This is a genomic window from Lacrimispora sp. (genome assembly GCF_032078915.1).
Taxonomy (GTDB): Bacteria; Bacillota; Clostridia; order Lachnospirales; family Lachnospiraceae; genus Lacrimispora.
Window position 1 is genome coordinate 104,824 of record NZ_DAMAUN010000001.1, and the last position, 14,641, is coordinate 119,464.

Here is a 14,641-nt window from a genome sequence, read left to right on the forward strand (position 1 = left end):
ACATGATAAGGCTTGACAAGCCTGTGTATTTGCGCTATACTCACAGCAAAATTGTATAAATTACACACGCTAGGGGAGCCATTGGCTGAGATTGGTAGAAACCGAACCCTCACTACTTGAACCGGATAATGCCGGCGTAAGGAAGCAATAGTAGTCCCCTCCTGCGCGCACAAAGGAGGATTTTTTATGTCATTTTTTCTAACTTACTCTGCGGAAAGTGAAGAGTACTTATTAAGGCCGGCCGGATACTTGCTGGTGATCGTTCTATTTGCTGCAATCTTTTTTGCACTGCATCTTCTTGGCAGATCGTCTTCTAAATCTCAAAAGCTGCAGACCCGCCAGCTGGTTTACTGCGCAGGTGCAATGGCGCTGGCAACGGTAACTTCCTTTATCAAATTAGCCTCCCTTCCTTTTGGCGGCTCCATCACTCTGTTTTCCATGTTGTTTATCTGCCTCATCGGCTATGTTTACGGGGTAAAGGCCGGGATCACGACCGGTGTGGCCTACGGAATTTTACAGTTTATCACGGGCCCCTATATATACGCTCCGATCCAGGTTCTTCTTGACTATCCCTTGGCATTCGGCGCTTTGGGACTTTCCGGGCTGTTCAGCAATAAAAAGCACGGCCTTGTAGCCGGATATATTGTGGGCGTTACAGGTCGGTACTTATTCCATGTTATTTCCGGTTATATATTCTTTGCAGCCTATACACCGGAGGGCGTACCCCCATTGGTCTATACTCTGGGTTATAATGCCACTTATATCCTGCCAGAGTTGGTATTAACCGTATTAATCCTGTATTTCCCGCCTGTACTGGGAGCTATCGGACAGGTGAAGCGGCAGGCTTTAAACGGATAAAAAACAGAGGCACTGCTTTTTCTGCAGCGCCTCTGTTTTATTTTTACCCTACGGTTTCATTAATGGTCTCAGGCAGGGCAGCCAACACCAGATGCCTGGCCAGTACAGCCGTTGTCACCGCTCCTACACCTCCTGGTACAGGAGTTGCCATGGAGGCAGTTCCTTCCAAAGACCCAAAATCCACATCTCCGCAAAGCTTTCCGTCTTCGTCCACATTGATTCCCACATCAACCACTATGGCATCCGTACCTACATAAGATGCATCCACCATCCTTGCACGTCCGGCAGCGGCCACAAGGATCTGGGCATTTTTACAGGTTTCCTTTAAATCTTCCGTGCGGGTGTGGCAGATGGTAACCGTAGCGTTCTCTTTCAGCATCAGCATGGATAAGGGGCGGCCAACTACCATACTTCTGCCTACGATGGCTACTCTTTTTCCTGTCAGGGAAATATCATTGGCTTTTAGGACTTCCACCACCGCTTCCGCCGTACAGGGTGCAAATCCGGTATCGTCCCCGGCAAATACCCTGGCGATATTTTCTGGTGATATGCCATCCAAATCTTTTCCCGGGTCAATCATATGCTCAATATCCTTTTCCTTTATCTGCTTTGGCAGGGGACGAAGGAGAAGGATGCCATCGATGTCCGGGTTTTCATTGATCTTTGCAAATTCTTCCTTAAATGCCTCATCAGTGATGTCCTGGGGAAATGCAAAGCTTTCCCCCATCAAGCCGAAGCTTTCCATCTTCTTTAAAGCTCCCCGCTCATAGGATAAGTCGTCAGGCCGTTCTCCTACCCGCACAATGGCAAGTTTTGGAGTTTTTCCCTTTAAATCAGTCAAAAGCGTTTCTACCTGTTCCTTGATTTTTGCAGATACGGCTGCACCCTTTAAGGTTATCACGTCAGTTTTTCCTCCTCCTTATTATGCCTTTAATGCAGCTTCCACCTTTGCATAAATGGCATCTGCCTTTCTGATTCCTTCTTCTGCCAGGTGATCCGCCTGATCCTGGAGCTGTCCGGCCTTTTCCCGCTCCTTCATGGACTTTGTATTGATGGAAACATTCATCTTTGCTCCCAGCAGTGCGGAGCGGATAAACTGGACTCCCACGCCTACGTCACTGACAGCCAGGCGGCTTCCCTTCTCTGCCAGGACTTCCATGATATCAAGAGTTTCCATGGAACGCTCCATGACCATGAGAGGAACCAGGGTGGCTGCAAGAAGGTGGGTTTCTAAAATTTCGGCCTTATGAAGTTTTTCTTCCTCCGTGCCGGAGGGAAGGCCGTATGCAGCCGCCAAAGGCACAAATACTACTTCGTCTTCATCTGCAAGCCTTAAAAATTCGTTTTTTAAAGCTTCCAGCTTTTCAAGGATTGACTGCATTTCTTCTTCCACTTCGGCATACTTCTTCTTGCCAAGTGTTAAGTTTACCACCATCTCTCCCAAAGCCGCTCCTATGGCGCCGCCAAGACCTGCTGCTCCGCCACCGCCCGGCGTTGGGCTTTTTGAGGATAATTTTTCAAGGAATGTGTGAATTGTAAAGTCCTGTATCATAACATTGATCCGCCTTTCCAACCGCATTTTATTTTCCACTATTATATAGGGCTTTCTATAAAAAAACAAGTTTAACTTGTCAAGTGAAACAGTCAATGCTATGATTGTCAAAAATAATCAAGTCCCTGGTTAATCTTTGTTTTTGAATGAAAAGGAGCATGAAATGAAATATCCTCCCTTGACCCTTGGATGGTTTATATATGAAACCCCCATAGATAATCTGGAATTCATTGGAGAAGATGAAGCTCTTCATAAAACCATCACCGGCATCAGCGTGCTTGATAATCCTGACGGTGTAAAGTGGATAAAAAAGAATGAAATCGTTCTTACAACAGGTTATATTTTTTATAATGATTTAGAAATCCAGAAAAAAATAATTGCGGATCTCCATGCCATTGACTGTACCGCATTCTGCATTAAAGTGAAACGTTTTTTTGACAGGATTCCCGACGCCATGATCGAAGAGGCCGCCAAGTATGGACTTGCGCTTGTTTCTGTGCCTTTTTATCATGGTTATACCAACATTATAAATGTAATAAACGAAAATCTTATTGAGCAGAAAATTATAAGGCAGCAATTCATCCTCAGCGAGGCGGAAAAATTTCATGAATCCTTTTTTAATAGGGAAGGAATTATGAAAATGCTTGAGCGGATATCCAATTATACCAATTCCATGACAATGATAACCACAACTACTGATTTCCCCATATATTACTGCATTCCGCCCAAAGAATACGGGGATTTTTCCAGAATTCACAAATTGCAGGTCCAGCCTTCCAATTCCCTGCCGGAGAAAACACCAAAAGAGCTTGTCAGAAAACGTAACTTTTACTGCAATGACACACTCCTTACTTTTCATTCCTTTCTGCTTCCCGACAACAAGCACTACTTGTGTATTGATATCACAAAAAAAGAGATCGACACCACCATCATGGAAGTGCTTAAGCAGATATTCTCCGTACTCGCGCTGGAACTCACCTCCATGCAGATTCAGAACAGAGCCTTTTCCCAGGAAAATTATTATGATTCTTTTTTCTATATGCTTTCGGACATTAAAAATAAATCCATTGAGGAAATACGGGTGATTTGCGATGCCTATTCCTTTCCATACGACTTAAAAAAGGTATGCATCACCCTGGAATGCCAGTCAAAAGAAAGCAAGCTTTTCCGCAGCCTTTACAATGCTGTAAACCAGGGACTGATCCATTTGAGCCATAAATACTTCTTATGCCACAACGAAAACCGTATTGTTATTTTTCTTCTGCATCCGAAACAAATACCAAATGTGGAGGCGCTCTCACTGTCCAATCAGGCTGCCCTGCAGCTGTCGGATTATTTAAAGGACTATCAAGCCTTTTTCAGACTGGGGATCAGTCGCTGCCATACCTCCTGCACTTCCGTCGCAAAGGCATATGAAGAAAGCCTGCAGACATTGCACCTGCAGACCTCCGACCGCCAAACCGCTCACATTCATTCTTATACCAGGCAATTTGCATTTCATCTTTTAAACCAGCTGACTTCTTATGAAAGAGAAAAAATATACGAAGATACCGTCAGCAGCCTTGCTATCTATGATACCGAGAATAAAAGCGAGCTTCTTGTGACCCTTAAGGCGTATTTGGAAAACTCTATGAATTTAACCGAAACCGCTCAGAAGCTTTTCATCCACAGGAATACCCTGACTGCCCGGCTATCCGCTATCAGAAGGCTTCTGTGCAGCGATATCACAGCCATTGAGGACATCTTCCGTCTGTATTTGGGAATCTGCGCCTGGGAGCTGTTAAAAAACACTTAAATCCTAAGCATCGTCGTCACATTCGTCTCCCGTACCCAGAGTTTGAAATTGTTCCATAGTTCCATACAAATACTGGATCCTCTCAAACTCCATTTCATCATAGAAACTGCATTCTCCCCTGCCGTAAGCCTTAGCAACCTCCAGCATGAATCTTGCCGCCTCTTCACAATCTGTGATATGGGTTGCACCGGTTGCGCATCCTGCAACCGGCGCTTCCGTAGTTATGGCAACCCCGATCACTGGCGCTTTTGTGGCGGTTGCCGGCTGAAGAATGCTGTTTAAATGATACAGCCCGTTTCCATAAGGCGTGATATCCTGTTGGGAAAGGGCGTATACAAAAGGCAGTTTTCCTGTAGTTGTCTGCATCAGATCCAAAATGCTCTCAGAAACCCGCAATATATATCCTTCCTTTACAGTAGGAGAAACGGCAAAGCCTCTGTTGTTGATGATCCGGTTTCCCTTTGTGGTATCAACGGATAAGATGGCATCCAGCTCCATCGTCACCTCTTCCTGATTCACCTGCGCCATATTCACCGGAGAATCCATAAACGGGACCGGCTTGTGCTCTCTGGTGGGCGCATCCGGACAGATATGGGTGGATATAAAAACATCGCCATCCAGATAGTCCCCCTTGTTCTGCATGTCCAGCAGTTTCGCCGCTAAGGATAAGGCGATAAGGGCCCCATCCCCGTCGGATACAAAACCGATCCTCTCCGGCCTGGCACCTAGGCCTCCCAATCTTCCAAGCAAGCCGATGGTCGGGGCATCTAAGCCTTTTTCCTTTCCTCTCGCTCCGGGAATCCTTACCTTAATCATATCAGTTTTTCCCTTTTGTCCCACCAAGGTATATACTTCCACGTCAGCATCCGGCCTGATGGTTTTTAAATACTCCATTGCCTTCTTTCCGTTTGCATAGCTGCTGTCAAGTAAGTCGTGTACCTCTATCAATTGTTTCATCAACATTGCAAATCCTCCAAAATTTATTCTCGCAAAAGCAGCGGTCAGATGCCAGGCGGCCTGCCCTTTGTAACTGCCTGCGGGGTATTTTACAAAACCTCCATAAGATCACAAATTGCACCTATATAAGTTTTGGCAGCCGTGACCACGTCCTGGATCTGGACCGTTTCATTATAGGAATGGATCCCAACCGTATTGGAAGGGCCGAACTGGATGGTGGGGATTCCAAGCAGCCGGTAATCTCTTGCATCACTTGATGCCCACTGGTAGGCAGGTATGACTTCTCTTCCCAATAATTCTTCCGCATTTTTCTTAAATGCCAGAACAATGGGGGCTTCATGGTCGGTGAAGTTGGCTTCGCTCTTATAATGAAGCTCATACTCCACCCCCACTGCTTCGCCGGCCTCCATAATATGTTCTAATGCCTCTTCAATCTCTTCTTTGCGGACTCCGATGGGCAGCCGCACATCAACAATGGCCTCGCAATAATCAGGAACCATATTGTGCCTGGTTCCTCCTTTTATAAGACCTACATTTGTGGTCACATGATCAATGACCCTTCCTAATCCGGGAATGTTATTTTCTTTCTCCGCCAGCATCTGGGAGTCCCTTAATGGCTTTTGCTGCCTGTCTGTAAAATGGCCCTTTATTTCCGTGAGCATGGAAATATGGGGAAGTACCCTGGATAATTTCAAAATAGCATTCTCTCCCTTAAAATTTCCCAGACTTCCATGGGCCGACTTTCCAAAGGCCTTCAAGGTCAGAAGAAGGCCCCCCTTTTGTCCAATCTCAATGGTATTCATAGATGTTGGTTCCGCCACCAGACAGGCATCGGCATGGTCCGCATAGCCGTTGGCACACAGCCACTGGGTTCCGAACTGCCCTCCGCTTTCCTCATCGGAAACTATGTGGAGCCTGATGTTCCCATTTAACGGAACATGCTCTTTTGCCAAAAGGGAAAGGGCAAATAGAACGCCGGCCACCCCTGCCTTCATATCAGAGGTCCCTCTGCCTAAGATCTGGGTCTCTGTGATCTCACCGGAAAATGGATCAAAATCCCACTGGCTCAAATCACCGGCCGGCACCACATCCATATGACCGTTAATAATCATGGAAAATCCCGTTCCACTTCCGAGCCCTGCTACAATGCAGGGATAATCCGGATTGCACCCGGTCTCTTTAAACTCAATCCCTGCTTCCCCAAGAAAGGTTTCCACATAATCAATCACGTTTCTCTGGGTACCCGTAGGATTTTCGCTTTTTATCTGAATCAGTTCAGATACAAGCCGTATCAATTCTTCCCTATGCTCATCCACATAGTGCAGAAGTTCCTTTTTTGTCATCCCATAATCCTCCGTTTCCGGTTTACTTTTTTTCGTATAGGAAGCAGGCCACCTGATGTCCCTCTTCTCCCTGTTGTTTCAGCTTTGGCATTTCGTTTTTGCACCGCTCCATGCACTGAGGGCATCGTCCAGCCAGGGGACAGCCCTTACGCTCTCCAATGGGGCTTGGAACCTCTCCCTGAAGTACGATCCTCTCTTTTTCCTCATCAGGGCATTCCGGAGGAATCGCCGATAACAGCGCCTGGGTATACGGATGCAGGGGATTCTTATAGATATCTCCTCCGTTGCAGATTTCCACGATCCTCCCAAGATACATGATCACGATTCTGTCGCTGACATATTTCACAACGCTTAAATCATGGGATATGAACACATAAGTAAGATTGTATTCCTCTTGAAGCTTCTTTAATAGATTGATTACCTGGGCCTGAATGGATACATCAAGAGCCGATACCGGCTCATCACAGATGATCAGCCTGGGATTTATGGATATGGCACGGGCCACGTTCAGACGCTGTCTCTGCCCCCCTGAAAACTCATGGGGATACCGGTTCATGTGCTGCACATCCAGCCCTACCTGTTTCAAAAGTTCTAAAACCCTCTGCTCCATGGCTGCCCTGCCCTTGACGGTTCTATGAACCACCATAGGTTCGGAAACAGAATCAGCCGCAGTATGCCTGGGATCCAGGGAAGAATAGGGATCCTGAAATATCATTTGAATGTTCCTGCACAGTTTCAGCTTATCCTTTGCCCTGACTCCCAATATGCTTTTTCCTTCAAACAGGATTTCCCCTTCCGTCGGTTTATGTAAACCTACCAGGCATCTTCCCAGGGTAGATTTCCCGCATCCTGATTCTCCTATGACACCAAGCACCTCACCCTCATGAATTTCTAAATCGATTTCCTGCAGCGCATGAAGAACCGCTTTTTTGCTCCCCAGCTTCTTTCCTTTTATCTGGAAATCTTTAGACAAGCCTTTCACTTGTAAGATCACCCTTTTCTCACTCATGTTGTTTCACACCTCCCCGAAAAAGACGGCTTTCTTCCCTTTGCCTGTGACAGGCAACGAAATGCCCCGGCTCAAGTTCCTTTAAATCAGGCACCTGGTTTCTGCAAAGTTCCTCTGCATATGGGCATCGGTTGGAAAAGTTACAGCAGGTTCCCGTAAGTCTTAAATCCGGCGGGGTTCCCTGGATCGTTGTCAGCTCTTCCCCGGAATTGCTGCTCAGCTTCGGCATGGAATCCAACAGTCCCCAGGTGTAAGGATGAAGGGGATTGTGATGCAATTCCTTACAGGACGTATACTCAACGGTCTTTCCCGCATACATCACCATGACGCTGTCGCACATCTGCCATACCACGCCAAGATTATGAGTAATCAGCAGGATGGCCATCCCATTTTTCTCCCGCATATCCTTTAACAGCTCCAGCACCTGTGCCTGAACCGTCACATCCAGGGCTGTCGTGGGTTCATCCGCTATGATCAGTTTCGGATTGCTGCACAGGGACATTGCTATGATTACCCGCTGGCACATGCCGCCTGACAATTCATAGGGATAGGAATCCATCCGCTGACCGGCTTCCGGTATTCCCACCTTTCTTAAAGCTTCTTCTCCCATGCGGTAAGCCTCCTGCCTGCTGACCTTGTGATGGGCGCAAATCATTTCCACCATCTGATGGCCTACCTTAAATATCGGTGAAAGGGAAGTCATGGGATTTTGAAAGATCATGGAAACATCCCGGCCCCGAAAGGACAAAAGCTCCCTTTTTCCCAGCTTCAACACATCTGTTCCATCAAAGTCTATGCTGCCGCTTACAATTTTTCCGGTTCTGGCCGGCAGCAGCCGGATGATCGAGGAGGAGGCAACGCTTTTTCCTGACCCTGACTCTCCCACAATTCCCATAATTTCTCCCCGGTTTATGTGAAAGCTCACTCCATCGACCGCTTTGCTCACGCCGCTTGCCGTATAAAAATATGTTTTTAAGTCATTCACTGTTAATAATACTTCTCCCACAGCAGCACCTCCTTTACTCATATTTTTTCTTCATCTCCTCAAAGCTTTCTCTTACCTTTTCCATTGCTTCAGGTGTGAACAGCAGAACCGCCGCTGTAAAAGCCATGGCTTTGGCTCCCAAACTCGTTAAAATTATATTCTGGAATTTCCCAGAGGTATCTGGCAAGTCCCAACAAATCTTCTCCTTTTTCCTCAATGCTCTGTTCCGCATTTTTTTTATCCTTTTAATATCCATATGTATTACCTACTTCTTCATTTTGGGATCCAGCACATCCCGGATTCCGTCTCCCAGCAGATTAAAGCCGATCACAGTGATCAATATGAAGGTACCTGATACGGCTGCAATATGAGGAGCCGTATTTAAGCAGTTTCTTCCGGAACGCAGGATACTTCCCCAGGAGGCGGTAGGCAGTTCAATGCCAAGTCCCAGAAAGCTTAAGGCCGCTTCCGAAATAATGGCACTGGCTATATTAAGAGTCCCATACACGATTACCTCTGAAACAGTATTAGGCAGGATATGGTGTGTCAGCATACGGAAATGAGATATTCCGATCACCCTTCCGGCATTGCAGTATTCTTCCTTTTTTACGATCAGCACCTGTCCCCTTACGACTCTTGCAAACCGAGGAATCTCTGCTATGCCTATGGCAAGGATCACATTGATAATACCGGAACCCAGGACCGTCATAAGTACAATGGAAAGCAGAATAAATGGAAAGGCAAGGACTCCATCCATGATTCTCATCAGGACAGCATCCACAATCCCTCCCATATAGCCTGCAATAAGACCCAGAATCACACCGGTCACTCCGCCAACAACGGTAGCACCGACAGCAACCAGCAAGGATACTCTGGCTCCGTAACAGATCCTGGTAAATAAATCCCTCCCGAACTCATCGGTACCCAGCAGATGGCCCTTTTCAAAAAATTTCAGATAAGCATCGATGGGATGAATCTCATTTGGTTTCCCGTTTGTAATTACCGGAGCCAGAATGGCAAGAGCGAGCATAAGGCTGACAGCAAACAATCCAAGAAGCGCTGTTTTATTCCTCTTTAGTTTGCTCCAGGCACTGTTGGATTTTCTTTCTTTTTTTAATATTTCTTCGTGGGACTGCTGATCCAATCCAAGTGATTTCGCCATTTAATTTCCTCCTTCATAATTGACATTTGGATTGATGATCATGTAAATCACATCCACAAACATATTGATCATTACAAAGGCCAGGGCTATGACTAAAACTGCCCCCTGGATCAAAACATAGTCCCTGTTGTCAATGGCTCCGACGATCAGCGTTCCCATGCCCGGCCAGGAAAATATGGTTTCCGTAAGGATTGCACCGGCAAAGCAGCCGGCAAGCTGTAATCCCAGAACCGTTATTAAGGGAGGAAAGGCACTTTTTAAGGCATACTTCCAGATCACCAAAGACTCTTTGATTCCTCTGGCCCGCAGTGCACGGATGGAATCCCCGTGAATGGATTCCAGAATGCTGGAACGGGTGATTCTGGAAAAGGTGGCCGTCGGGATGGTTGCAAGGCAAAAGCAGGGAAGTATCATGTGGCGGATCACATCACCCAGCCCCTTGGAAATATCTCCCATGCCGAGAACCGGCAGCCAGCCCAAATTTACACTGAACATTAAAACCAGCATAAGCCCCAGCCAGAAAATCGGCATGGAGACTCCCACCAGAGCCAGTATCATGAATACGTAATCAAAGAGCGTGCCTTGATGTACGGCCGAGGTAACCCCTACTAACATTCCTGCAATCAAAGCGATCAAAACCGCCGGCAGGGCGATCAGCAGAGTACTTGGGATACGCCTTGCAATTAATGAAAACACAGGCTGATTGTAGGAATAAGATGTCCCAAAATCCCCTTTTACGATGTTTATCATATAATCCTTGTATTGAGCTGCCAAAGGCTGGTTAAGCCCCATGGTTTCCCGCATTTTCTCCACATCTTCTACAGATGCCTGAGGTCCCAGTACCGCTCTGGCAGGATCGCCCGGTATCATTCTGGTCAGTACAAACGTCAGCGTGACAACCACAAAAAGAGACGGAATAATCTGCAGGCATCTGATTAGAATTGTCTTTAACATATATCTCCTCCTGTGTCTTTTAAATCAGGGATATTGCTGAACAATATCCCTATCCGCCAAATGATGAATGGCATGACGAAACAGTAACCTTATCTGGATAACCAGACATTTATATCCGGAGTACAGATCTTAACCTTGCCGTCGGCACGCAGTTCCAGCCCCTGAACCTTGGGACTTACGCCCCAGTTTACATTCTCATTTGCATAGAAGATGCCCGGATTTTGCTTAACAATTACCGCAAGCGCCTTCTTATAAGCTTCCGCCCTCTTTTCCTGGTCTGTGGTCAGCAGCGCATCATCCAGATATTGGTCCACTTCCTTGTTGCTGAAGCCCTGTCCGTTTCCAAGGGATCCGATGGAACTTGTATGGAATATTTTATTTAAAAAGAAATAGGGATCAGGATACCAGGTCCATGACATTGCAAATACATCTGCTTTTCCCGACGATGCGATTTCGCTGAAGGTACCCCATTCGCTGGTATTAATGTTCACATTGATATTTAAGTTTTCTTTTAAGTACGCCTGGAATAAGGTTGCCATCTTAATCCTGGCCTCTGTGTTGGAAATATAAATATCCATATCAAACCCATCAGGATATCCGGCTTCTGCAAGAAGCTTTTTTGCCCCTTCCGGATCATAAGCGGGAACTTCTGATTCCAGACTGGAATCGTATCCCCAGGAACCCGGAGGCAGAGGCAGACTGGCCGGCTGTGCTTCCTGGTACTGGTACACACCTGCCGTAAGGTCTTTGATATTAACCGCCTTGATGATCGCTTCTCTGACCTTGATATCTGCAGTTGGTCCATTTACCTGATTAAAATAAATGTAAGCAACGTGTAGGCCCGGCATCTCCATGAGTTCTACGTTCGGATCCTCTCTCGCAATTTTTACAGCTTCGCCGCTAAGGCTGGTGGCCAGATTCACCTCTCCGGTGCGAAGGGCATTTACTGCCTGGTTTCCGTCACTGACCGGCTTAAAGGTAACTCCATCCAGATAAGGGGTTGCAGCCCAGTATTTATCATTGCGCACAAGGACAGCCTGCTGATCCAGCTCAAAGGACTGAAGAGTAAAAGGGCCAGTGCCTACAAGGTGGGAACCAAAATCTTCTCCCCAGCCTTCTGCCTCTTCCTTTGGTACAATCACATTGCCTGCATCAGTCAGTGCAGTCAGGAATACTGCGTTTGGCTCAGGTAAATAGCAGACCACCTCCGTATCACTGATAACCTCACAGTGGTCCAGCATGTCCAGCCTTTGCAATGCGGAAAGCTCATGAGAGCGCTCCAGGGAATATTTCACATCCTCTGCTGTCATTTTTCTTCCTTCCTGATACTTACCGGGCTGGAAGAATACATCGTCACGCAGCGTGAAAGTATAAGCAAGCCCGTCATCGCTTACGGTCCAGGATTTTGCCAGGGCTGGCTGGATTTCCGTAAGATCCGTATTATATTCCACAAGAGTATCACAGACTGTGCCGATGATCTGAGATTCATAGGTTCCCGTATACTTGACAGGATCCAGGTTTTTAGGTGAGGAAGAAAGGGAAATAGTCATAACACCGCCGGAGACCGGCTCCCCCGCAGGAGCTTTTGTTTCTTCCGTTGTTCCCTGAGCTGACGCTGTCGTTTCAGCCGTTGTGGCCGAAGAACCGGAACCGCATGCGCTTAATCCGGCTGAGACAGCTACCGTTAGAATTGCCGCCAAAATTCTTTTTTTCATAATGATTCCTCTTTTCCTTATTATTGTCCATGCTTTTTGGACATAAAGGGATACCCGTAGGGTATTTCCTTGTATATTAATAAAACGACAGTCAAAGTAAGCATAGTCGCCTTTAACTATCGTTATATCCGAAACATATGAAATTTTATTTTCCTGGTTATCAGGAGTGATCTCTCAGCCAGCAAATGGCTGTATTGGCATAGATGGCAGCCATTTTGTGCAGGCTGTCCTCGTTAAATGTGACTCTTGGATCGTGAACGCCGTAAGGGTATCCTTCCTCCACTGAACCGGTTCCCACCCAATAAAGAACAGAGGGAACCATCTGAGATATTATGGAGAAATCCTCCGAACCGGTCATTCTGGGCAGTTCCTTACAGGTTCCTTCTCCCAGAAGGCCGTCGATATAACCGATGGAAGCCTCCAGAAGATCCCCGTTATTTTCCATGGGCGGAACACCCTCATGAAGAAATTCCACCTCTGCTTCTCCCCGGAATGCGCCGGCGGTCTGTTCTGCAATCTGGACCAGACGTTCTCTGGTAAAGCTTCTCACCTTTCCATTCATGGTGCGTATGGTTCCTTTTAATACCGCCGTCTCCGGAAATACGTTGGTGGCTGTTCCACCGTTTATCTGGCAGATACTGCATACCAGCATCTCATCAGGATTTACCTCGCGGCTGTTAAGGGCCTGCAGTGCCAAATGAATGTGGACAGCTATATGAATCGGATCAACGCAGAGATGAGGTGCGGCTCCATGACCGCCCTTTCCCTTTACCGTAATGGTAAAGATATCGCTGGAAGCGCAAGCTGTGCCCCGGGAATATCCAACGATTCCGGACTTCTCGTGGAGCACGTGGAGAGCCATTGCTCCATCCACGGAAGGGCATTCAAGAACGCCTGCCTTTACCATGTCCAAAGCGCCTCCTACCCCTTCCTCACAGGGCTGGAACATGAGTTTCACCGTTCCTTTCAATTCCCCTTCTCTCTCTTTCAATATCCGTGCAGCCAGCAGCAATGCACTGGTGTGCATATCATGGCCACAGGCATGCATGAAGCCATTCTCCGATGCAAAAGGAAGTTCTGTTTCCTCTTTCATGGGCAGGGCATCCATATCAGCTCTTAGTAAAAAAGTCTTTCCAGGCTTTCCGGCCAGCGCCGTGATCCCTGCAGTTCCGCAGGCAACGGGTTCAAAACCAATGGACTTAAGCTCTTCCCTGACAAGCTTTACGGTCTCCGGAAGGTCAAAGCCGATTTCCGGTTTTTTATGTATCCTGCGCCTGATATCAATTCCATAATCCTCAAGTTCTTTTGCTCTGGATAACAGGTCACTCATCCAATCAATCCTCTCTGTTCCTGTTAGCGAATATTTGATAAGTATTTTATCAGGGTGGGTTTTTTTTGTAAATAACAGTTTGCACGGTTTTTCGTGCACAATTTAAACATCATGCACAGTGATGGGGTCAGATTTAAATATATACCGTTTTTTCTTTTAATTAAACATCTGTCAATTCAGAAACAAGGCGGGCCAATAAGGTCCTGGGAAGAATTACCGGCTTTCCGGTCTCTTCCGCGAACAGCCGTTTCATATCCCGGTTGAAGCCAATGCAGTCCAGAATCACCAGATCCGCTTTTGTATCCCTCCCAAGCCTGGCTGTTTCTTCCAGCTCCTTCCATTCTCCATAAGGGGAGCCGGAGACAACTTTAACCTTCCTTACGATCCTGGACCATTTTTTCTCGCTTTGAGCTATTTGCAAAGGAGATGGCGTCACTACAAGAATCGAGGAGGCGGCTGTCAGAAGAGGAACGGTTCTGTCTAAAATTTCACAAGGATAAATCAGGGGAACCTTTGCTTTTAAGGTGTCCGGAAATTTTCCTGTACAAAACATCATAATAAAGTCCGCTCCCTGCTCTTCCAATTGCTCAATTGCATGTTGAATCCTTGGGATGATATGACGTTCTCCAAACGTAACAGAGGTTCCGTCATTTAATCTGGTGACCAGCACATAATCACCCTCCTCTGGGCTAAATTTCTCTATCTGCTCTCTTGTCAGACCATCCAGTCCTCCCTTTTCCAGGACTTCAGCCTTGCCTTTAAAAATATCCATGATATCTTCGGTAACATCAGTTCTCGGACTCTGACCCACCGTTATGGCACCAATCTTCATTTTAATCGCTCCTTCCTTATAATAAATACCGCTTAATCGTTTTTTGTACGTCCATTGGTTCCTTAGATAGATAAATTAATTTTTTTGATTTTAACAGGGGCATCTCCTGCTGTCAACCTCACATAAAAAACACGCAGCCATTCCGCTTC

14 protein-coding genes and 1 riboswitch are annotated in these 14,641 nt (G+C 46.7%); of the genes, 2 read left to right on the plus strand and 12 right to left on the minus strand.

The window, feature by feature from the left end; genetic code table 11:
• Positions 1-61: 61 nt before the first annotated feature.
• A riboswitch (TPP riboswitch) is annotated at positions 62-160 on the plus strand.
• A 26-nt stretch (positions 161-186) separates the two neighbouring features.
• The gene (thiT, locus tag RT269_RS00505) at positions 187-858 is read left to right on the plus strand and encodes an energy-coupled thiamine transporter ThiT (RefSeq protein WP_313180052.1); all 672 of its coding nucleotides are present in this window, start codon (positions 187-189) and stop codon (positions 856-858) included.
• Between the two features lie 43 nt (positions 859-901).
• Here the strand turns inward: thiT and RT269_RS00510 are convergent, their stop codons facing one another.
• Both RT269_RS00510 and RT269_RS00515 read right to left on the minus strand, forming a co-directional pair.
• Positions 902-1,759, minus strand: coding sequence for a bifunctional 5,10-methylenetetrahydrofolate dehydrogenase/5,10-methenyltetrahydrofolate cyclohydrolase (locus tag RT269_RS00510; RefSeq protein ID WP_313180053.1), 858 nt, complete (start codon positions 1,757-1,759; stop codon positions 902-904).
• A 21-nt stretch (positions 1,760-1,780) separates the two neighbouring features.
• Complete coding sequence (locus tag RT269_RS00515; protein ID WP_313180054.1) at positions 1,781-2,410, minus strand: cyclodeaminase/cyclohydrolase family protein; 630 nt, start codon at positions 2,408-2,410, stop codon at positions 1,781-1,783.
• A 163-nt stretch (positions 2,411-2,573) separates the two neighbouring features.
• On the opposite strand from RT269_RS00515, the gene RT269_RS00520 reads away from it, so the two are divergent.
• Complete coding sequence (locus RT269_RS00520; protein WP_313180055.1) at positions 2,574-4,205, plus strand: PucR family transcriptional regulator; 1,632 nt, start codon at positions 2,574-2,576, stop codon at positions 4,203-4,205.
• Positions 4,206-4,208: 3 nt separating this feature from the next.
• Here RT269_RS00520 and RT269_RS00525 read toward each other — a convergent pair whose 3' ends face one another.
• From RT269_RS00525 to RT269_RS00570, 10 genes are all read right to left on the minus strand, one after another.
• On the minus strand, positions 4,209-5,168 hold the full coding sequence (locus RT269_RS00525; protein ID WP_313180056.1) for a DUF1177 domain-containing protein: 960 nt from the start codon (positions 5,166-5,168) through the stop codon (positions 4,209-4,211).
• An 83-nt stretch (positions 5,169-5,251) separates the two neighbouring features.
• Positions 5,252-6,505 (minus strand): M20 family metallopeptidase, encoded by a 1,254-nt coding sequence (locus RT269_RS00530; RefSeq protein WP_313180057.1) that lies wholly within the window; start codon positions 6,503-6,505, stop codon positions 5,252-5,254.
• Between the two features lie 22 nt (positions 6,506-6,527).
• On the minus strand, positions 6,528-7,514 hold the full coding sequence (locus RT269_RS00535) for an ABC transporter ATP-binding protein (RefSeq protein WP_313180058.1): 987 nt from the start codon (positions 7,512-7,514) through the stop codon (positions 6,528-6,530).
• Entirely contained in the window at positions 7,507-8,520 is a 1,014-nt protein-coding gene (locus tag RT269_RS00540) for an ABC transporter ATP-binding protein (protein WP_313180059.1), read from the minus strand. The genes RT269_RS00535 and RT269_RS00540 overlap by 8 nt, the downstream gene beginning before the upstream one ends.
• 13 nt (positions 8,521-8,533) lie before the next feature.
• The gene (locus RT269_RS00545; RefSeq protein ID WP_313180060.1) at positions 8,534-8,755 is read right to left on the minus strand and encodes a hypothetical protein; all 222 of its coding nucleotides are present in this window, start codon (positions 8,753-8,755) and stop codon (positions 8,534-8,536) included.
• A gap of 9 nt (positions 8,756-8,764) precedes the next feature.
• A complete protein-coding gene (locus RT269_RS00550) occupies positions 8,765-9,661 on the minus strand; it encodes an ABC transporter permease (RefSeq protein WP_313180061.1) in 897 nt (298 codons plus the stop codon).
• Positions 9,662-10,615: an ABC transporter permease gene (locus tag RT269_RS00555; RefSeq protein WP_313180062.1), complete on the minus strand. Its 954-nt coding sequence runs from the start codon at positions 10,613-10,615 to the stop codon at positions 9,662-9,664. It lies immediately after the preceding gene.
• 89 nt (positions 10,616-10,704) lie between these two features.
• Complete coding sequence (locus tag RT269_RS00560) at positions 10,705-12,330, minus strand: ABC transporter substrate-binding protein (RefSeq protein WP_313180063.1); 1,626 nt, start codon at positions 12,328-12,330, stop codon at positions 10,705-10,707.
• 160 nt (positions 12,331-12,490) lie between these two features.
• Entirely contained in the window at positions 12,491-13,660 is a 1,170-nt protein-coding gene (locus tag RT269_RS00565; protein ID WP_313180064.1) for a M20 metallopeptidase family protein, read from the minus strand.
• 160 nt (positions 13,661-13,820) lie between these two features.
• On the minus strand, positions 13,821-14,492 hold the full coding sequence (locus RT269_RS00570; protein ID WP_313180065.1) for an AroM family protein: 672 nt from the start codon (positions 14,490-14,492) through the stop codon (positions 13,821-13,823).
• Between the last annotated feature and the right edge of the window lie 149 nt (positions 14,493-14,641).

Excerpts from the sequence above, each read along its gene's own strand:
- RT269_RS00570 (WP_313180065.1), bottom strand. The coding sequence starts at position 14,492 with ATGAAGATTGGTGCCATAACGGTGGGTCAGAGTCCGAGAACTGATGTT.
- RT269_RS00525 (WP_313180056.1), bottom strand. The coding sequence starts at position 5,168 with ATGTTGATGAAACAATTGATAGAGGTACACGACTTACTTGACAGCAGC.
- RT269_RS00535 (WP_313180058.1), bottom strand. The coding sequence starts at position 7,514 with ATGAGTGAGAAAAGGGTGATCTTACAAGTGAAAGGCTTGTCTAAAGAT.
- thiT (WP_313180052.1), top strand. The coding sequence starts at position 187 with ATGTCATTTTTTCTAACTTACTCTGCGGAAAGTGAAGAGTACTTATTA.
- RT269_RS00565 (WP_313180064.1), bottom strand. The coding sequence starts at position 13,660 with ATGAGTGACCTGTTATCCAGAGCAAAAGAACTTGAGGATTATGGAATT.
- RT269_RS00550 (WP_313180061.1), bottom strand. The coding sequence starts at position 9,661 with ATGGCGAAATCACTTGGATTGGATCAGCAGTCCCACGAAGAAATATTA.
- RT269_RS00530 (WP_313180057.1), bottom strand. The coding sequence starts at position 6,505 with ATGACAAAAAAGGAACTTCTGCACTATGTGGATGAGCATAGGGAAGAA.
- RT269_RS00520 (WP_313180055.1), top strand. The coding sequence starts at position 2,574 with ATGAAATATCCTCCCTTGACCCTTGGATGGTTTATATATGAAACCCCC.
- RT269_RS00560 (WP_313180063.1), bottom strand. The coding sequence starts at position 12,330 with ATGAAAAAAAGAATTTTGGCGGCAATTCTAACGGTAGCTGTCTCAGCC.
- RT269_RS00555 (WP_313180062.1), bottom strand. The coding sequence starts at position 10,615 with ATGTTAAAGACAATTCTAATCAGATGCCTGCAGATTATTCCGTCTCTT.
- RT269_RS00545 (WP_313180060.1), bottom strand. The coding sequence starts at position 8,755 with ATGGATATTAAAAGGATAAAAAAAATGCGGAACAGAGCATTGAGGAAA.
- RT269_RS00515 (WP_313180054.1), bottom strand. The coding sequence starts at position 2,410 with ATGATACAGGACTTTACAATTCACACATTCCTTGAAAAATTATCCTCA.